Here is a 17,169-nt window from a genome sequence, read left to right as displayed (position 1 = left end):
CGCACAGAGGAGTACAAACGATCGATGAACTTAAAGCCGATTGACACCAGTCGCCCCCACTCGGCCCGCATGTACGACTACTACCTGGGTGGCAAGGACAGCTATCCCATCGACGAGCAGGCCGCTAAGCATGTCATCTCCCTCGTCCCGGAAATCAGAACCGTCGCACGGGCCAACCGGAGCTTCATGCACCGAGCCTCACGGCTCCTGGCCACCCGCGGCATCCACCAGTTCCTGGACATCGGCACGGGCATCCCGACCGAGCCCAACCTGCACCAGGTCGTACAAAGCGTGAACCGTAGTGCTCGGATCGTCTACGTCGACCACGACCCCATCGTCCTGCGGCATGCCGAGGCCCTTTTGCGTAGCACGCCCGAAGGCCAGACTCGATACGTCGAAGCAGACGTCCTGGAGCCAGAGGCGATCATCGACGCTGCCCGAGAGACCCTCGACCTTGAAAAACCGGTAGCGCTGTCGCTGGTAGCCCTCTTGCACTTCGTCCCGGACGACAAGAAGCCCTACGAAATCGTGCGCAAACTGCTAGGGGCGCTCGCCCCCGGAAGCTACCTCACGCTCTCCCACGTCACAGGTGACTTCAACCCCCAAGGCTGGGCGAAGGCAGTGGACATCTACCGGCAAAGCGGAGTGCCAGCACAAGTGCGCTCGCGGGATGAGTTCACCGACTTCTTCGAAGGACTGATCCTCACCGAGCCGGGCGTCGAGACCGTCACACGATGGCGGCCAGAGACCGACCGTGGGCCCGATGACGACGAGATAGCCCTCTATGTCGGAGTCGCACGGAAGTCGTAGGCGCCCGCCCGGCCCGGGCGCCGCGGACGCGCCGAGCCGGTCATGAGAGGGACGCGCCGTTCGACGAATGCGATATCGCCGCTCCACCCTGGCTCGATGGGTACATTTGTGGGCGCCGACCGCCGCGTACATCGAGTGCAGTGCGGCTGTCCCCCGTGCACGTGGTGACGACGCGCCGGACCCCGAGGAAGAACGCCAGGGAGTCCTTCAGCTCGCCGAGGCTCCGGAGCCTTCGGGGATGGACACCGCGGACACCAGCTGGCCGATGACCGCCCATGGAGGCCAGGAGAAGTGCGGGCCGGGGGCCTCGGCGACGGATGACTCCGCAAGATGCTGCCTTCGAAGGAGAAGTAGCCGAAGACGTCTCGTGATGTTCACCAGGTCCCTACAGTCGCGCGGGTGAGTTACGTGAGCCTGCTGCGGCAGCGTCCGGTTCTGGTTCTGTGGCTCGCCGAGACGCTGTCCGTCTTCGGTGACCGCTTCTTCACTCTCGCGCTGGCGTGGACGGCGTGGCAGAGATCCGGTGCGGTGGCCATGGGCCTGGTCGTGGTGGTCGAGTCGGTTCCGCACCTGCTGATCGGGGCCTTCGGCCGGAAGCTGATCGCGCGCTTCGCCGCCTTCCGGGCCCTCGCTGCGGTGGAGGCCGTGCAGGTGGTCATCGTGGGTGCGATGCCGTGGCTGTGGCATTCGCTCGGCCTGACGGGCGTGCTGGTCGTCATCATCCTTGTCGGGACGTGTGACGCGCTGACCGGGCCGAGCCTGTCGACGCTGGTGCCGGGGATGGTGGCCAAGGATCAGGTACGGCAGGTGACCGGGCTGATGGATATCTCCAACCGGCTCACCTGGTTCCTGGGCCCCGGATCGGCCGCGGTGCTGCTGGCGTTCATGCCCGCCGAGAAGCTGTTCCTGCTGGATGCCTCGACCTTCGCGGTCTCCGCAGTGGCGTTCGCCTGGCTCGGCCGCCACATGGCGCCCCAGCCCGAGAAGGCAGCGCAGACTCCGGGCGGCGACGCGGACCCGGGCATCGAAAGGGAGGCGCCCCGGGCCTTTGCAGTACTGCGAGCGAATCCGCGGATCGGATGCGCGCTCGCGCTCAGTGGCGTGGGGGAGTTCTTCTCCACCGTGCTCACCATTGGCATCCCGATCTGGCTGACCAGCCAGGTGCATGCCGGCGCCGGGGCGTATGCGGTGGTGCTGTCCGCGATGGGCATCGGCGCGGTGGTCGGCAACCTGTTGACCGGGAATGTATCCCTGCCGGGCCGGTTCCCGGGCGGATACTGCCTGGCGTGGACGGCGCGGGGACTTCTGCTGGCCGCGTTCGCCTTCAGCAGCAGCCTCTACGAGGTGGCGGTCATCGCCGCGACCGCCAGCGCGCTGGTGCCGCTGACCTCGATCAGCCTGAATGCGGAGATCGGGTTGCTTCCGGGGCCGGAGCGGCTGCGGTTGTTCACCGCCGATTCCGTCAAGCTGCACGTGGCCAGCATGAGCAGCATGCTGCTGCTTCCCGTGCTGCTGGAGCGCGCGCCGCGGGCGTCCTTCGCGGCGGGTGGCGCGCTGACCGCCGCCGCAGGGCTGGTCGCGTGGGTCGCGGCCCGGGCCCTGGCCCGGCGGCCGACGGCGGTGGAGCAGGCCGACGGTGGAGTGGAACTCGCCCGGAGGTGACAGGCTCAGTCCCCGCTGCGGCGTGCCCGCAGGACCAGCGTGCGGTACGGGCTGGCCTCGGGGCCCTGGACGGCCAGCACCTCGGAGTCCGTGAAGCCGTGCTCGTCTAGCAGGTGCCGCCACGCGTCGGCGTCGTAGGAGTAGTGGACGACGGGCAGCCGGACGCCGCTGTCCAGGGTGAGGTTGTCCACCCGGCGGCCGGAAAGTTCGCCGGTGCGGGGGCCGTTGACCGAGAACGCGAGGAGACCGCCGGGCCGGAGCCGGTTGTGGATCACGGGCAGCAACTGGGCGGGGTCGGCGTACCAGAGGGCTCCGTAGATGGAGAAGCACACGTCAAGGCGGGGCAGCTCGGCCAGCTCCTGGGCGGCGTCGCCGACGCGCCAGACGAGGGCGGGCAGGTGGTCGAAGCGGGCGCGGGCCTGGGCGATGCGCTGTTCAGCGACGTCGACACCGACGGCGAGCAGCGCCCCGTGGGCGGCGGCGTAGGCGATGTGCTCGCCGGTGCCGCAGCCCAGTTCCGCGACCCGCAGACCGGCGAGGTCGCCGAGGAACTCTGATCCGGGTCCCCGTCCGGGCCAGCAGGTCCACTCGAACCTCTCGGGCACCGTGCCTACGTCCTGACCAGGGGCCTGGGCGGCGATGTGGTTCCAGGCGCGGGCGTTGACGCTCGCATCGACCATCGGCCCGACCTGCGGAATGGCGTGCTGCACGCTGTTCCTCCCTACCGGCGGCGTGCGGGAGCCGGACTGCTGCCCGGCTCCCGCACGGTGGGCGATCGTCACCGGCGGCCCATGGCCGCGACCCGGTCCATCCAGTCGTGGCGGACGGAGTCGAGCTCTGCACGGAAGGCCGCCAGGTCGGTGCCATAGGCCAGCACGCAGCCGCCGGCCATGTCGGCGGACGCCTGGCAGCCGTGGACGAGCCGTCCGCCGAGCGCGGCGTGCGCGAGGACCGATTCCCTGCGCCGCGTCTCGTTGAACCAGCCGCCGTGGTACAGCTCGTCGACCCTCTTGCCCTCGTCCTCGTCGAAGCCGAAGACGACCGAGGTGGCGACGGGGAAGAACCAGCACGGGCCGACGTTGGACAGGTGCCCGTCGACCTCGACCCGGTTCAACGCCATGATCGTGGTGGCCTCGCGCAGCGCCTTCAGCTCCCGCTCGGTGACACCCAGGCCCTCGATGTGCAGGTACTCGTCACGGAAGAGGTGCGCGGCAACCTGGTAACTGACGGCCAGCACCTTCGCCGGGTCGTCGGTGACCTGGCCGTGAGCCTTCACGAATTCCAGAGCCTGCTGTTCGACGGCCAGCTCGCTGGTCTCGGCCGCGTCCAGCAGCTCGGCGCGGAGCAGGTCCCAGTCCGCCAGGACCCAGGTCGGGTTCTCGTAGCGGAAGAAGTACTGCCCCGGGTCGACGGTGACGGTGCGGCCGTCGACGGTGATGCCGTCGATGCGGCTCCACTCGGGGGTGAACGCCTCCGGCAAGGTGACGGAGAACGGCTTGTTCGCGGTGGTGCACGGTGTGGTCGCGGTCGTCATGACGGCGCCTCCAACAGCAGGACGGGGCCAGGCACCTCGAAGGTGCTCGGCTGCTTGTTTGGCGCCGGCCCGCGCACCGAGAATGCAGGCTCTGCCGCGGACCGGCTTGCATCCCAGGACAGCGCCGAACCCTGGGGCTCTGGAAGGCCGTTGGGGTTGCCCCGCGTTGCCGGTGGGTTGCTTACCGTTGCCTTGTGTGTGACCGCCCGGTTCCCGGCGGCCGGTGTACGGCAGCACACTGGGACCAGCCCCCGCCGGGAGGTGGTGCATCCATGAGTCCCGTGCTTGTCCGACATCCGCTGCACGAGCTGCTGGCCCGCGAACAGACAACCGCCGCCGCCTACCTGAAGAAGGTTGCCGACCGCCACCAGGCCCTGGGGTACGGGCAGATGGCGTGCCGGAAGGAGAAGGTCTCACGATGGGCGACGGGCACCGAGCCGGAGATGAGCGCCCAATACGCCATGGCTGACCTGCACGGCATCGAGGCCGAAGAAGTCCGCCGACGCGGCTGGCCCGACTGGCTCCTGCTGCTCTTCCATGACGATCGGGCGGTTTGGGAGTTGCCCTGGACCACCGCGGGTACCGTGGAAGCACTGGAGGATCCAGGAGGGCCTGTGGACCGACGCGGCTTCGTCATCGCATCCCTTGGCACACTCGCCGCCACCGGCGCCCACTGGGCCGCGGCCAGTCCCGACGCGCTGGGGGCCACCCGGGGCCGACGCATCGGAGCGAACGCAGCCGCCCTCTTCGAGACCCGCCTGGACACCCTGCGACACCTCGACGACGAAGTCGGCTCCACCACCGCCTACGATGCCGCCCGCGCTGAGCTGAAACTGATCAGGAACACCCTCAAGACCAAGTCCTACGGCAGCACCACCGAACGCCGTCTCTACGAGGCCGCCGCCGAGGCATCCCGACTCGCGGGCTGGTGCGCCTACGACGGGCAACGCCTGGCGGACGCCGAAACGCGCTTCGTCGTCTCCCTGCGCGCCGCCGCCAGCGCCGGCAACGCCACCCTCGGCGCGAGCACCATGGCCTTCTGGGCCAACCTCCGCTACAGCGACAACGACCCCTACGGCGCCCTCGGACTGATCGAACGGGCCCTCGACAACCGGCACAAAATCACCTCCGACCGCGTCCTGGCCATGCTCCACGCACGCCAAGCCCGCGCCCACTCCAAGGCCCAAGAAGCCACGGCCGCCTACCGGGCGATCGACGCAGCATTCGCCGCCTGCGACCGCGCAGGCCCAGCCGAAGATGACCTGCCCTCGATGTACTGGATGACCCACGGCGAAGTACACGAGGTCGCCGCCAGCTGCGCGCTCTCACTCGGAGAGCCCCGCCGAGCACTGGAGCACTTTGGCTCTGCCGTGAACCACGACGACCCCTACGACGAAAGCACCGAGGCCCGCGGAGCCGGGATATACCTCAGCCGCCAGGCCGCCGCTCACCTCGACCTCGGCGAAGTAGACGCAGCGGTCGATGTCGCCGAGCACGCCCTCGACCAGCTCGGCGGCGCAGACTCCGCCCGCGGCAGCAGCGCCCTCACCGACCTGCGAGACCACCTTGCCGCGCACCACAAGGTGCCTTCGGTGGCCGACTTCCTCAATCTCACTGCATGACGCGCCCCCCCGGACCCAGGTCTCCCCTCGCGACCGCCCCTCAAGGCAGCGTTGAGGAGGCTCGTCGCCAAGCGGAGCCGAGTTCCACGAGCTGTCCCCGGAGCACGCCCCGCTGTTCCTCCAGATCCTGTGAGGTGGGGGAGAGCAGATACGTGTTGTCGCGGTACAAGCGGAACCCGATGCGCTCCCATCCCTTAGCGATCTTGGCGTTCACGCGGTCCCACTCGGACCGGTCCATCGGATGACGGCCGCCCAGATCGGTAATGCCGGGCGAGCAGGCTACCGCCCGGCACCCGACCATGAGCCGGTGAATCGCCTCACTGGCCAGGACGGAGGCCAGCCCGTGACCGCGCCACCGGGGCTCCAAAGTCACCCGGTCCATGACGAGCAGAGCAGACCCGACGTACTCCAGCAGTTCGCTGACCTCACTCGTGAACGACCCGGTCTCTGGATCAAGGAGGACCTGTGCCGCCGCATACAGCTCCTCGGATTCCTCGGCCATGGCCCAGAAGGTTCGGTAGCCAGTGGCTGTTGTTGCATGGGGTAGTCACCGGTTGGGCTGTTCTGTGATCCAGCGGGCGGCAAGCAGACCCGAAGCGGCGGTGAGGACAGCGGCGGCGATCACCGTGGCGTCCAAACCGAGGGCATCGGCGAGGATGCCGGCGACGAGGGCGCCGACGGCGTAGCCGATGTCGCGCCAGAAGCGGTAGGTGCCCAAGGCGTTGACCCGCCATGCGGGGTGGGCGTGGTCGGAGATGGAGGCGATGAGGGCCGGGTAGACCATGGCGGTGCCCAGGCCGAGGAAGACCGCGGACAGGATGCCCGCGAGCAGGGGCCGGTCAAGTAGCGCGAGGGCGAGGACGAAGCCGATGGCCTGGACGAGCATGCCGTAGACGATCAGCGGTTTGCGGCCGATGCGGTCGGCGAGGTGACCGGTGGGGATCTGCCCGAGCCCCCACAGGATCGGATAGAGCCCCTTGATCAGGCCGACGGCGGCCAGTCCCAGACCGTGGTCGGTGAAGAGCAGGGGGAAGACGCCCCAGGTCAGGCCGTCGTTGAGGTTGTTGATCAGCCCGGCCTGGCTGGCGCCGCGCAGGGAGCGGTTGCGCCAGGAGGTGCGGGTGAACGTGGCTTTGAGGCCGGTGTCTTCGCCGGTGGGAAGCGGCTTGGTGTGCTGGGCGAGTTCGAGGGCGACGTGCGCGGCGGTGTCGCGGACGACCAGGGCCAGCACGAGCCCGGCGACGACGAAGATGACGCCGATGAGTTCGGGGACGGGACGTAGGCCGTAGCTGGTGGCGAGGTAGCCGGTGAGCAGGGCGGTGACGCCGACCGCGGTGTATCCGGCGGCCTCGTTCAGACCGGTGGCGAGTCCTCGGCGGGAGGGGCCGACGAGGTCGATCTTCATGTTGACCGTCATTGACCAGGTCAGGCCCTGGTTGAGACCGAGCAGGACATTGGCGGCGACGATCCAGCCCCAGGACGGTGCGTAGGCCAGGGCGAAGGGGACGGGGATGCCGAGCAGCCAGCCGGCCACCAGGAGCTGCTTGCGGCGGAAGCGTGCGGTCAGCGCCCCGGCGGCGAGGTTGGTGAACGCCTTGGTCAGGCCGAAGGCGATGATGAAGGAGAAGACGGCCAGGTCGCTGGTCAGGCCGAAGGTGTCGGAGCCGATGAGCGGGACGGTGGTGCGTTCCAGGCCGACCAGGCCGCCGACGCAGATGTTGACGATGACCAGCAGGGTGAACTGCAGCCAGTTCTCCCGCAGGCCGAGCCGTACAGGCCGCCCGTGGGCGTCGGTCGGTGGGGTGGCGGTGGGCGTGGTGTTCACGGGCGGGTGTCCTCCGTGCCCTCGACGAGCTGCTGGCCGTGGGCTGCGGTGTAGTCGTCCGGTCCGCCGTCCAGGACGGCGACGTCGCGGTGTCCGGCGCGCTCCAGAAGGCTGGCGGCGGTCATGGCGCGTTCGCCGTGCCCGCAGGCCACGACCGGTCCGGCGGGCGCGTTAGCGGCGGACTCGTTCAGGGCGCCGAGTTCGATGTGTACCGCGCCGGGAACGTGTCCGGCGGCGAACTCGGCTTCCTGCCTCACATCGACATAGGGGCGGCCCGCAGCACGGTCGGCGGCGAGGAATGCGGTGGTGGTCTGGGGGTTGCCGTCGGCGAGCCAGGCGGTCATGCCGCCGGCGAGGCGGCCGGCGAGACGCTCGTAGCCGATCTTGTACGCCTGCCAGACGATCTCGTTCAGGTCCTGACCGTCGGCGGTGACGAAGGCCAGGGGCGCGGTGTCGGGCAGGAGCCAGCCGAGCCAGGTGGCGAACTGGTCGCGCAGCGGGACGGAGAGCGAGCCGGGGATGTGACCGTCGGCGTAGTCGGCGGCCGGTCGGACATCGACGACGTGGCCGCCGTCGGCCATCAGAGCCCGCACCTGGGGTGCGGAGAGGGAGGGCAGTGCTGGCTGTGCGGTCAGGACCGCCGGGCCGCGCCGGTTGATCTCGCCGAGGCGGTCGAAGTAGGCGGGGTAGGTGCCCAGGCTCGCGAGCAGCTGGGCCACGAAGGTGTCCTCGTCAGGTGCCGCGAGCAGCGGGTTGGCCTGCTTCTGGGCGCTGATGGTGGTGGTGCGCTCGGTGCCGGGCGGGGCGGAGCAGAAAGACCCGGCGCCGTGCGTCGGCCACACCGCGGTCTCGTCCGGCAGCGCGGTCAGCCGCTGCAGCGACCGGTACTGGGCGCGGGCGAGTTCTTCGGTGCGCTCCGGGCCGAGGAGGTCGGTGCGGGCGGCGGAGTTCACGATCAGCGACCCCCCAGTGAACACCCCCAGCTGGCGGGAGCCGTCCAGCAGCAGGAAGGACAGGTGCTCGTCGGTGTGGCCGGGGGTGGAAAGGGCCCGCAGCGTGAGTCCGCCGAGGTCCACCTCATCGCCGTCGGCCAGGCCGTGGTGGTCGAAGGCGCGCCGTCCGGCGGCCGAGGCCAGGATCGTGGCGCCGGTGTCGTGGCCGAGCTGGACGGCGCCGGAGAGGAAGTCGGCGTGCAGATGCGTGTCCGCGGCGAACGCGACGCGCAGTCCACGCCGCTCGGCTGCCGCCCGCAGCGTGCGCAGGTCGCGGCTGGCGTCCATGGCCAGGGCGCGTCCGTCGCCGAGGTCGAGCAGGTAGGCGCTGTTGCCCAGCCCTTCGTCGACCAGCGGTATGAGGTGATCGTCCGCGAAGCCCACGGCGTCCTCCAAGATCTCGGGAACGGGGGTGTGGTCACACCCCCCAGACTCAACTACAATAATCCATGGATTTATGGAGGATGTCATGTCGGAGAGCACGAAGAGCACGACGAAGGCCCGGCTGTACGACGCGTTCGCGGCCAGCGGCAAGGCGCTGGCCAGCGGAAAGCGTCTGGAACTGCTGGATCTGCTGGCCCAGGGCGAGCGAACCGTCGACGCGCTGGCGAAGGCGGCCGGGCTGAACCTGACCACCGCGTCCGCGCATCTGCAGACGCTCAAGCAGGCCGGTTTCGTCGCCACCCGCCGCGAAGGCGTGCGCATCCACTACCGGCTCGCCGGCGACGACGTCGCCCAGCTGTTCGCGCTGCTGCGCAAGGTTGCCGACCGTCATCAGGCCGCCGTGCCCGCCGCCCGGGACGCCTACCTGGGTGAGGACGGCGCCGCCGAGGTCAGCCGTGAGGAGCTGCGGGTCCGGATCGCCGCCGGGGACATCGTGGTGCTCGATGTGCGGCCGGTGGAGGAGTACCAGGCCGGGCACATCCCCGGTGCGGTTTCCATCCCGGTCGACGAGCTGGCCGAGCGGATCAACGAGCTGCCCGAGGACCTGGAGATCGTCGTCTACTGCCGAGGCGAGTACTGCGTCCTGGCCTACGACGCCGTACGGCTGCTGACCGACCGTGGACGCCGCGCGATCCGTCTCAACGACGGCATGCTGGAGTGGCGCCTGTCGGAGCTTCCCGTCGACGCCTCGGACCTGACGTGACCGCCTCCGGCGGCGACCTCCCGCCGCACCCTGCGCTGGCCGGCGGGCCGGTCTACCTCGACTACAACGCCACCACCCCGGTCGACCCACGCGTCGCCGCAGCGATGTGGCCGTACCTGACGGACTTCTTCGGCAACCCCTCCAGCAGCCACCCCTTCTCCCAGGAGCCGCAGCGGGCGCTCGCCGAGGCCCGCGCCCAGGTCGCTGGTCTGATCGGCGCGGGGCCCGGTGAGATCGTGTTCACCGGCTCCGGATCTGAAGCCGACCTGCTCGCCCTGCGCGGTGCGGTCCTGGCCTCCGGCCGCCCGCACCCGCATGTCATCACCCAGGCCACCGAACATCCGGCCGTCCTGGAAACCTGCCGGGCCCTGGAGCGGCTGCACGGCGTGCGGCTGACCGTGCTGCCGGTCGACGGCGAGGGGCTCCTCGACCCGGCCGCCCTGGCCGCAGCCTTCACCGAGGACACGGTGCTGGTGTCGGTGATGGCGGCGAACAACGAGACCGGCGCCCTCCAGCCGATCACCGAACTCACCACGCTCACCCACGAGCATGGGGCGCTGTTCCACTGTGACGCCGCCCAGGCCGCCGGAAAGGCCCCCCTCGATGTCAGCGAGCTGGGCGTGGACCTGCTCACGCTCGTGGGCCACAAGATGTACGCACCCAAGGGCACCGCCGCCCTGTACGTGCGCGACGGAGTACGGCTGGAACCGGTCGTCTACGGCGGCGGGCAGGAGCGCGGCCTGCGCGCGGGCACGGAGAACGTCGCCCTGGCCGTCGCGCTTGGCACCGCCGCGCAACTCGCGGCCGACGAACTGGTCTCCGGCGCCCCGGCCCGCATCGCGGCCCTGCGCGACGTCCTCCACCAACGGCTCACCGATGGCCTGCCCGGCCGTGTGCGCCTCAACGGGCCGGAGACGAACCGCCTGCCGAACACCCTCAACGTCAGCGTCGACGGTGCCCTCGGCCACGAGCTTCTCACCGCCGTCGGCCAGATCGCGGCCTCCACCGGCTCGGCATGCCACAGCGGCACCCACACCCCCTCCCCCGTTCTCACCGCCATGGGCCTCGACGGGGACCGCGCGCTCGGCGCGCTACGGCTGTCCCTGGGCCGCTGGACCACCCCGGGTGACATCGAGACGGCGGCAGCGGCCCTGATCCGGGCGGCTGCTGCGCAGTGACCGGGCCGCAACCGGCCCGGCGCAGAGGTATCCGACGATGAACACAGGAGAGGCATGACTGACACGACTGAGCAGGGGATGTCCACCCGCAGTGTCCACGCCGGCGAACGCCGCGACGCCGAAGGGGCCATCCACACCCCGCTCTACAACCACTCCACGTTCGCGTTCGACACCACCGCCGACCTCCTGGACGTCGTCGAAGGCCGCAAGAGCGGGAACCTCTACACCCGCTACGGCCTGAACCCCACCATCCGCTCCACCGAGGCCAAGCTCGCCGACATCGAGGGCGCCGAACAGGCCCTGGCGTTCTCCTCCGGCATGGCCGCCGAAGCCGCCGCGTTCCTCGCGCACTGCCGCACCGGCGACCACATCGTGTGCATCGGCGAGGTCTACGGCGGCACCTTCGAACTCCTCGGCGCCAACCTGCCCCAGGTCGGCATCACCACCACCTTCCTGCGCGCCGACGAGATCGGCCGCCTGCCCGAGGTGCTGACCGGCCGGACCCGGATCGTGTTCTTCGAGACCCCGGCCAACCCCACCCTGACCGTCTTCGACATCGCCGCCATCTCCGAACAGGCTCGCGCGGTCGGCGCGTTGACGGTGGTGGACAGCACCTTCGCCACCCCGGTCAACCAGAACCCGCTGCAGCATGGCGCGGACCTGGTCGTGCACTCCGCCACGAAGTACCTGGGCGGGCACTCCGACCTGACCGCCGGGGTCCTGGCCGGCCCCGCTGAGCACCTTGCCCCGGTGACGGGGTGGCGCAAGAACCTCGGCCAGGTCATCGCTCCCGAGACTGCCTTCCTCCTCGCCCGCTCCCTGCGCTCTCTCCCCGTCCGGGTCCGCGCCCAGAACGACACCGCGCAGGCCGTGGCCGCCTTCCTTCAGACACACCCGCGCGTGGCCCGCGTCCACTATCCGGGGCTGGCCACCGGCGAGCAGAAGCGCATCGTGGACGCGCAGATGCGCGGCGGGGGCGGCATGCTCAGCGCCGTCCTGGACGCAGGCGCCAGTGAGACCGCCGCCGTGGTGGACCGGCTCCGGTTGTTCGCCATCGCGCCCAGCCTCGGCGGAGTCGAATCCCTGGTCACCCAGCCCATCACCACCACCCACCACGGCCTGGACCCCGCCGAGCGCGCCCGACGCGGCATCGCCGACAGCATGGTCCGCCTGTCCGTCGGCCTCGAAGACGCCGACGACCTGATCGCCGACCTCGCCCAGGCACTCAACACCGACTGACCACCCCTGCACCGGCCCGCAGCGCCGCCCCGACGAGGCCGGGCCGGTGCACCAGCCGCCACCGCCCTCCGGAAAAGAGACATGACCAGCACCGCGCCCACCAGCACGACGCCCCCCATACCCGACCCCGCCCAGGCCCAGCCCCGGATCCTGCGCGTCCTGGTCGCCTCCCAGATCCTCAGCGGCGCCGGTCTCGCCGCGGGCGTCACCGTCGGCGCCCTCCTCGCCCAGGACATGCTCGGCACCACCAGCCTCGCCGGACTGCCCAGCGCCCTGTTCACCGCCGGCTCCGCACTCGCCGCCATCACCGTCGGCCGCATCTCCCAAGCCCGCGGCCGCCGTCCCGGCCTCGCCATCGGCTACCTCACCGGCGCCATCGGCTCGGCCGGTGTCATCACCGCCGCCGTCCTGGACAACCCTGTCCTGCTGTTCATCGCCCTGTTCATCTACGGCGCCGGCACCGCCACCAACCTCCAGGCCCGCTACGCCGGAGCCGACCTCGCCCCAGCCGGCCACCGGGCCCGCGCGGTCTCCACCGTCCTGGTCGCCACCACCCTCGGCGGCGTCGCCGGACCCAACCTCGCCGCCCCCGCCGGCACCCTCGCCGAACACCTCGGCATCCCCCGCCTTGCCGGTCTCTTCGTCATCTCCGGCGCCGCCTACGCCCTGGCCGCACTCGTCCTCGCCCTCTGGCTGCGACCCGACCCGCTACTCCTGGCCCGTGACATCGCCCAGGCCAAGGAAACCGGCGCCGCGACCGACCCAGCTGCCGTCGGCGCCGCCGACACCAGCGAGGGCCGTGCAGGCGTGGTCCTGGGCGCGCTCGTCATGATCCTCACCCAGCTCGTCATGGTCGCGATCATGACGATGACACCGGTCCACATGCACGACCACGGCCACTCCACCGCCGCCTCCGGCCTCGTCATCGGCATCCACATCGGCGCCATGTACCTGCCCTCACCCCTGACCGGCTGGCTCGTCGACCGCTACGGCCGCATGAACATCGCCGCAGCCTCCGGCATCACCCTCCTGGCCGCCGGCATCCTCGCCGCCGCAGCCCCCGGCGACTCCGTCGCCCTCCTCGCCCTCGCCCTCGCCCTGCTCGGCCTGGGCTGGGACTTCGGCCTCGTCTCCGGCACCGCGATCATCACCGACACCGTCCCGCTCGCCACCCGCGCCAAGACCCAAGGACTGGTCGACGTCTCCATCGCCATCGCCGGCGCCACCGGCGGAATGGCCTCCGGCATCATGGTCGCCGCCACCAGCTACCCGGCCCTCGCCCTGACCGGCGGCTTCCTCTCCCTTGCCCTCCTGCCCGCCGTCGCCGCCACCGCCTACCGCCGATGAACCCCACGAACCACGGCATCCCCACGCCGGATATCACCGTCGACGGTACGGGCCTGCTCTGCGTCACCCTCCTGCTGCGCCTGCGCAAGGAGATCGACGGCGCGAAGCCGGGCACCCTCGTCCACGTCATCGCCACCGATCCGGCCGCGCCACTCGACCTACCCGCCTGGTGCCACATGACCGGCCACCACTACCTCGGCCCCCTCTCCTACGAGGACCGATCCGTGTACGCGCTGCGGCTCACGGCCACCGCGCTGGCCACCCGGTCGGACGCGCCATGGCACAGGGCCGAACCCTGACCACCTGCCACACCAGCGCCTCGTACGGTTCTCCTCGGAGTCCTCTCACGCGCCCCCGGCGGGATCGACATCTCTCAGCCGTTCGGTCACCTGTACCAGGAGGGCGTTGAACACATCCAGTTGGTCGAGGGGTACGTCCGCGAACAGCATGGCGGCCAAATCGTCTCTCCCCCCGCGCAGTCCGGAGGTGAACGTACGCCCCTTGCCGGTGAGGGAGACCAGCGTCGCACGCCGGTCGGTGGGATGCGCTTCACGGGCCACCAGCCCCTCCTCCTGGAGCGCATCCAGGAGTCCGGTCACGTTGCGGGGGGTGACGCCCCGCCGCGCTGCCAAGGCCCGCTGGGTCATCGGCCCGTCGTGGAACAGGGCCCACAACACACCCGCGCGTGCGGTGGTCAGACCCCGCTCGGCCATCCCGCGCTGCATCAATGCACCCAGTACCTCGGCCAGCTCGAAAAGCCCGTCCAGCGAAACCCTGGCGGGGGCGGGCCCCTCCGACATATCGTGAAGTGACTTCACTATGTAGCACCTCCGCATATCAGGGTAGTCCAAAGGGCTGCCGCAGAGGAGACGGTCGCCATGACGCAACCGACCAAGTCACACCCGATCTTCGCCCGCTTCTACACCAAGCTCGCCGGCCCGGCCCTGGAGAAGGCCGGCATCGCCGAACACCGCAGCCGACTGCTGGCCTGCCTGTCGGGTGAGGTCGTCGAAATCGGCGCGGGCAACGGACTGAACTTCCCCCACTACCCGCCCGAAGTGAAACGCCTGACCGCCGTCGAGCCGGAACCGAACCTGCGCGCCCTCGCCCGACAGCACGCCGACAGCACTGCGATCACCGTCGAGACCCACGCCGCCCGAGCCGAACAACTCCCTTTCCCCGACGGCACTTTCGACGCCGCCGTGGTGTCCATGACGCTCTGCTCCGTAACCGACCCGCACACGGCCCTCGGCGAACTCCACCGAGTCCTGCGACCGAGTGGACAACTGCGCTTCCTCGAACACGTCCAGGCCGACTCACCCGCCATGAGGCGCACCCAGCGGGCGCTCGACGCCACCATCTGGCCACACCTGATGGGCGGCTGCCACACCGGCCGCGACACCCAAACCGCCATCACCGCCGCCGGCTTCACCCTCACCACCGTCGACCGGTTCACCTTCCCGCCTACCCGCCTACCCCTGCCGGCCAGCACCCACATACTCGGCACCGCCGTACGAGTCGACCAGGGAGGTGCCCAGTGACTTCCACAGACGACGAGAACACGCGGCCCGCTCCGCTGGCCGACATGACCGCAGCCCACGCCTCCGTAACCCTCCTGGAACGCCTCGCCGACAAGCTCGGCGCACGGGCCTCGGTCACTGCCATCTACGGCGAACCCATCACCAGAGGCGATGTCACCGTCATCCCGGTTGCCGAAGTCGGCTTCGGGTTCGGCGGGGGCGCCGGCCGCGAAACCGGCACCGCCAAGACCGGCGAAGGCGGCGGAGGCGGTGGCGGAGCCGGAGCCCGACCCCGAGGCTTCATCGAGATCAAGAACGGCACGGCCACCTACAAACCCCTGCGTGACCCCTGGGTGGACGTCGTCGTGCCTCTCGCCGCCCTCCTGGCGGGCACCGCCATCCCACGACTCACCCGCCATCTCGCCAAGCGCCGCTGAGGGGACACATCACCCCAGGCGGGCACCGCCCCTGGTTCCAGCACGTCGCTTGCCCCGGCCGCGGCACACTTCGGCGGCGTGGACGCCTGATTCGGACGGCAGTTCACCCCACGTGCCGGGGGCCGGCCATACGCCTGCTGCCAGCTCCTGCCGGGCCTCGGCCAGTCCCCGCTCTCCTTCATCGGCAGCGGGGCCAGGATCTGGGGGCGCGCGGGCGTATGGCGGTTCGGCGACGGAAGTTCACGAACAGCAGGCGCACCCGGGAGCGCAGCCGCATCCGTCGGGGTCGGCGGCAGCGGTCACCGGCTGGGAGTCAGGGGCAGCGGCGGGTGCGCAGCAGCCCTTGCCCTGCCAGGCGTCGCGGCCTTCCTTGACGGCGATGGCGGCGATGACCAGGGCGGCGATGGGGTCGGCCCAGGACCAGCCGAGGGTGGCGTTGAGGACCAGGCCGATCAGGAGGACGGCGGAAAGGTAGGTGCACAGCAGGGTCTGCTTGGAGTCCGCGACCGCACTGGCGGAGCCGAGTTCACGCCCGGCGCGGCGCTGGGCGGCAGACAGGAACGGCATGACCGCCAGAGACAGGGCGGCGATGATGATGCCGGGAACCGACCGCTCGGCCTCGCCCGTGCCCGCCAGGGCCCGTGCGGCGTCGATGCTCACGTAGGCGGCCAGGATGAAGAAGGAGACTGCGATGATCCGCAGAGTGGTCTTCTCCCGGGCTTCGCGCACGGTGTGCTCGCGGGCGGAGAACTGCCAAGCCACCGCAGCCGCGGAGGACACCTCGATCACCGAGTCCAGGCCGAACCCGATCAGCGCGGTGGACGAGGCGATCGTCCCGGCGGTGATCGCGACAATTGCTTCGAGGACGTTGTAGGTGATGGTCGCGGCAACCAGCAGGCGTATCCGGCGGGCGAGTACGTCCCGACGAGCCGGAGAGGGCCCAAGTGATATCGCGGCCATCAGCAGCAACCCTTCTCGCCGGCATCGGGGCAGGTCTTGTCGTTCTCAACCGCCACGACCACCAGGCGCAGGTCGTCCAAGGCGCGGCCCAGCCGTTCGTCGGCGAGCTCGTAGCGGGTCCGCCGACCATCGGGCACCGCGACGACCAGGCCACAGTCCCGCAGACAGGCGAGGTGGTTGGAAAGCCGGGTCCGGGAAACGCCGCTGTCATCAGCGAGGTCGGCAGGGTAAGCGGGAGCCGCGCGCAGGGCGAGGAGGATCCGGCAGCGGATCGGATCGGCAAGGGCGCGGCCAAAGCGGGCCAGCACATCGATATCAGGGGCGACAGTCAGCACACACCAACAGTACACAGGATTGTGAATTCAGGGAATCGTGGATCGTTGATGCCTGCGGCTGTTCTCGCGAGCCTGGAGCCGAGGCCGTACGCGACGTGATCAACACCCGGAATGCAGCCCTGATCACTGAAATCGATGGGACGAAGGCACCCTGCACTCGCGTCAGGGAGAGCAACAGCGTTGTTGTATCGACCCATCTTGAGTGAGCCGCTTGACCTGGCGAACTAGACCACCAAGGCAAGCGCCCGCCTCTCGAGAGCTGGCGGGATAACGTACGCATTCCGGCCGCGGTCGAGATGGACACGGTAGAAGGTCATCGACCCGACAGCGGCCTCCTGCGCGGTGCACGAGACGCAGTTCTCATCGACGCAGAAGGCAGCCGGAACGGATGCGTCGCTATGGGTGCGCCGACGGTGAAGAATCGACACGTCCCACCGCTCGAGGGTGTCGGCCTGCGGAGTGTCGCCGAGGTCGTCGTCGTAGGAGATGCGCAGGCGCAGCTCGGTAGGATCGCCGGGAAGCGAGGAAGGCTCATTCACCGCGGCAGACTACCGAGACGCG

General features: G+C 70.1%; 19 protein-coding genes. 10 read left to right on the top strand and 9 right to left on the bottom strand.

Annotated elements, in window-relative coordinates; genetic code table 11:
- The first annotated feature begins 24 nt into the window (after positions 1 to 24).
- Together AB0N81_RS11045 and AB0N81_RS11040 are read left to right on the top strand one after the other, a co-directional pair.
- Complete coding sequence (locus AB0N81_RS11045) at positions 25 to 810, top strand: SAM-dependent methyltransferase (RefSeq protein WP_365357475.1); 786 nt, start codon at positions 25 to 27, stop codon at positions 808 to 810.
- Positions 811 to 1,209: 399 nt separating this feature from the next.
- Positions 1,210 to 2,472 carry an MFS transporter gene (locus AB0N81_RS11040; RefSeq protein ID WP_365357474.1) on the top strand — a complete coding sequence of 421 codons (1,263 nt, stop codon included), beginning with the start codon at positions 1,210 to 1,212 and terminating at the stop codon, positions 2,470 to 2,472.
- A 5-nt stretch (positions 2,473 to 2,477) separates the two neighbouring features.
- Here AB0N81_RS11040 and AB0N81_RS11035 read toward each other — a convergent pair whose 3' ends face one another.
- Positions 2,478 to 3,182, bottom strand: a complete 705-nt coding sequence (locus AB0N81_RS11035) for a class I SAM-dependent methyltransferase (protein ID WP_365357473.1) — start codon at positions 3,180 to 3,182, stop codon at positions 2,478 to 2,480.
- 68 nt (positions 3,183 to 3,250) lie between these two features.
- Complete coding sequence (locus AB0N81_RS11030; protein WP_365357472.1) at positions 3,251 to 4,006, bottom strand: hypothetical protein; 756 nt, start codon at positions 4,004 to 4,006, stop codon at positions 3,251 to 3,253.
- 272 nt (positions 4,007 to 4,278) lie between these two features.
- Between AB0N81_RS11030 and AB0N81_RS11025 the strand changes: the two genes are divergently transcribed.
- On the top strand, positions 4,279 to 5,628 hold the full coding sequence (locus AB0N81_RS11025; RefSeq protein ID WP_365357471.1) for a transcriptional regulator: 1,350 nt from the start codon (positions 4,279 to 4,281) through the stop codon (positions 5,626 to 5,628).
- A 40-nt stretch (positions 5,629 to 5,668) separates the two neighbouring features.
- On the opposite strand, the gene AB0N81_RS11020 is transcribed toward AB0N81_RS11025, so the two are convergent.
- Genes AB0N81_RS11020 through AB0N81_RS11010 form a run of 3 tightly spaced genes read right to left on the bottom strand, consistent with a single transcriptional unit; the run spans position 5,669 to position 8,829 of the window.
- Entirely contained in the window at positions 5,669 to 6,130 is a 462-nt protein-coding gene (locus AB0N81_RS11020) for a hypothetical protein (protein WP_365357470.1), read from the bottom strand.
- Positions 6,131 to 6,175: 45 nt separating this feature from the next.
- Positions 6,176 to 7,453: an MFS transporter gene (locus AB0N81_RS11015; protein WP_365357469.1), complete on the bottom strand. Its 1,278-nt coding sequence runs from the start codon at positions 7,451 to 7,453 to the stop codon at positions 6,176 to 6,178.
- Positions 7,450 to 8,829, bottom strand: a complete 1,380-nt coding sequence (locus AB0N81_RS11010) for an MBL fold metallo-hydrolase (protein ID WP_365357468.1) — start codon at positions 8,827 to 8,829, stop codon at positions 7,450 to 7,452. The genes AB0N81_RS11015 and AB0N81_RS11010 overlap by 4 nt, the downstream gene beginning before the upstream one ends.
- A gap of 85 nt (positions 8,830 to 8,914) precedes the next feature.
- On the opposite strand from AB0N81_RS11010, the gene AB0N81_RS11005 reads away from it, so the two are divergent.
- From AB0N81_RS11005 to AB0N81_RS10985, 5 genes are all read left to right on the top strand, one after another.
- Positions 8,915 to 9,592, top strand: a complete 678-nt coding sequence (locus AB0N81_RS11005; protein ID WP_365357467.1) for a metalloregulator ArsR/SmtB family transcription factor — start codon at positions 8,915 to 8,917, stop codon at positions 9,590 to 9,592.
- Positions 9,589 to 10,770 (top strand): cysteine desulfurase family protein, encoded by a 1,182-nt coding sequence (locus AB0N81_RS11000; RefSeq protein ID WP_365357466.1) that lies wholly within the window; start codon positions 9,589 to 9,591, stop codon positions 10,768 to 10,770. Before AB0N81_RS11005 ends, AB0N81_RS11000 begins: the two co-directional genes overlap by 4 nt.
- 54 nt (positions 10,771 to 10,824) lie before the next feature.
- Entirely contained in the window at positions 10,825 to 12,009 is a 1,185-nt protein-coding gene (locus tag AB0N81_RS10995) for a PLP-dependent aspartate aminotransferase family protein (protein WP_365357465.1), read from the top strand.
- A gap of 81 nt (positions 12,010 to 12,090) precedes the next feature.
- A complete protein-coding gene (locus AB0N81_RS10990; protein WP_365357464.1) occupies positions 12,091 to 13,356 on the top strand; it encodes an MFS transporter in 1,266 nt (421 codons plus the stop codon).
- Positions 13,353 to 13,655 (top strand): sulfurtransferase TusA family protein, encoded by a 303-nt coding sequence (locus tag AB0N81_RS10985; RefSeq protein ID WP_365357463.1) that lies wholly within the window; start codon positions 13,353 to 13,355, stop codon positions 13,653 to 13,655. Before AB0N81_RS10990 ends, AB0N81_RS10985 begins: the two co-directional genes overlap by 4 nt.
- Positions 13,656 to 13,700: 45 nt before the next feature.
- Here the strand turns inward: AB0N81_RS10985 and AB0N81_RS10980 are convergent, their stop codons facing one another.
- The gene (locus AB0N81_RS10980; RefSeq protein ID WP_365357462.1) at positions 13,701 to 14,174 is read right to left on the bottom strand and encodes a MarR family transcriptional regulator; all 474 of its coding nucleotides are present in this window, start codon (positions 14,172 to 14,174) and stop codon (positions 13,701 to 13,703) included.
- A gap of 60 nt (positions 14,175 to 14,234) precedes the next feature.
- On the opposite strand from AB0N81_RS10980, the gene AB0N81_RS10975 reads away from it, so the two are divergent.
- Both AB0N81_RS10975 and AB0N81_RS10970 read left to right on the top strand, forming a co-directional pair.
- Positions 14,235 to 14,897 (top strand): class I SAM-dependent methyltransferase, encoded by a 663-nt coding sequence (locus AB0N81_RS10975; RefSeq protein ID WP_365357461.1) that lies wholly within the window; start codon positions 14,235 to 14,237, stop codon positions 14,895 to 14,897.
- The gene (locus AB0N81_RS10970; protein WP_365357460.1) at positions 14,894 to 15,313 is read left to right on the top strand and encodes a spore germination protein GerW family protein; all 420 of its coding nucleotides are present in this window, start codon (positions 14,894 to 14,896) and stop codon (positions 15,311 to 15,313) included. Before AB0N81_RS10975 ends, AB0N81_RS10970 begins: the two co-directional genes overlap by 4 nt.
- A gap of 240 nt (positions 15,314 to 15,553) precedes the next feature.
- Here the strand turns inward: AB0N81_RS10970 and AB0N81_RS10965 are convergent, their stop codons facing one another.
- The 3 genes from AB0N81_RS10965 to AB0N81_RS10955 form a co-directional block, all read right to left on the bottom strand.
- Positions 15,554 to 16,273, bottom strand: coding sequence for a cation transporter (locus AB0N81_RS10965; RefSeq protein ID WP_365357459.1), 720 nt, complete (start codon positions 16,271 to 16,273; stop codon positions 15,554 to 15,556).
- Complete coding sequence (locus AB0N81_RS10960; protein ID WP_365357458.1) at positions 16,273 to 16,608, bottom strand: metalloregulator ArsR/SmtB family transcription factor; 336 nt, start codon at positions 16,606 to 16,608, stop codon at positions 16,273 to 16,275. The genes AB0N81_RS10965 and AB0N81_RS10960 overlap by 1 nt, the downstream gene beginning before the upstream one ends.
- A 224-nt stretch (positions 16,609 to 16,832) precedes the next feature.
- On the bottom strand, positions 16,833 to 17,147 hold the full coding sequence (locus tag AB0N81_RS10955) for a hypothetical protein (RefSeq protein ID WP_365357457.1): 315 nt from the start codon (positions 17,145 to 17,147) through the stop codon (positions 16,833 to 16,835).
- Positions 17,148 to 17,169: the final 22 nt, after the last annotated feature.

The sequence above is a fragment of the Streptomyces sp. NPDC093510 genome, from assembly GCF_040683555.1.
Classification (GTDB): Bacteria; Actinomycetota; Actinomycetes; order Streptomycetales; family Streptomycetaceae; genus Streptomyces.
This window is presented reverse-complemented; position numbering and strand designations above follow the sequence as displayed.

What these genes read in the sequence shown, in the direction of transcription:
- AB0N81_RS11045 (WP_365357475.1), top strand. Translation starts at nt 25, where the DNA reads ATGAACTTAAAGCCGATTGACACCAGTCGCCCCCACTCGGCCCGCATG.
- AB0N81_RS10990 (WP_365357464.1), top strand. Translation starts at nt 12,091, where the DNA reads ATGACCAGCACCGCGCCCACCAGCACGACGCCCCCCATACCCGACCCC.
- AB0N81_RS10965 (WP_365357459.1), bottom strand. Translation starts at nt 16,273, where the DNA reads ATGGCCGCGATATCACTTGGGCCCTCTCCGGCTCGTCGGGACGTACTC.
- AB0N81_RS11005 (WP_365357467.1), top strand. Translation starts at nt 8,915, where the DNA reads ATGTCGGAGAGCACGAAGAGCACGACGAAGGCCCGGCTGTACGACGCG.
- AB0N81_RS10995 (WP_365357465.1), top strand. Translation starts at nt 10,825, where the DNA reads ATGACTGACACGACTGAGCAGGGGATGTCCACCCGCAGTGTCCACGCC.
- AB0N81_RS11025 (WP_365357471.1), top strand. Translation starts at nt 4,279, where the DNA reads ATGAGTCCCGTGCTTGTCCGACATCCGCTGCACGAGCTGCTGGCCCGC.
- AB0N81_RS11020 (WP_365357470.1), bottom strand. Translation starts at nt 6,130, where the DNA reads ATGGCCGAGGAATCCGAGGAGCTGTATGCGGCGGCACAGGTCCTCCTT.
- AB0N81_RS11030 (WP_365357472.1), bottom strand. Translation starts at nt 4,006, where the DNA reads ATGACGACCGCGACCACACCGTGCACCACCGCGAACAAGCCGTTCTCC.
- AB0N81_RS10985 (WP_365357463.1), top strand. Translation starts at nt 13,353, where the DNA reads ATGAACCCCACGAACCACGGCATCCCCACGCCGGATATCACCGTCGAC.
- AB0N81_RS10975 (WP_365357461.1), top strand. Translation starts at nt 14,235, where the DNA reads ATGACGCAACCGACCAAGTCACACCCGATCTTCGCCCGCTTCTACACC.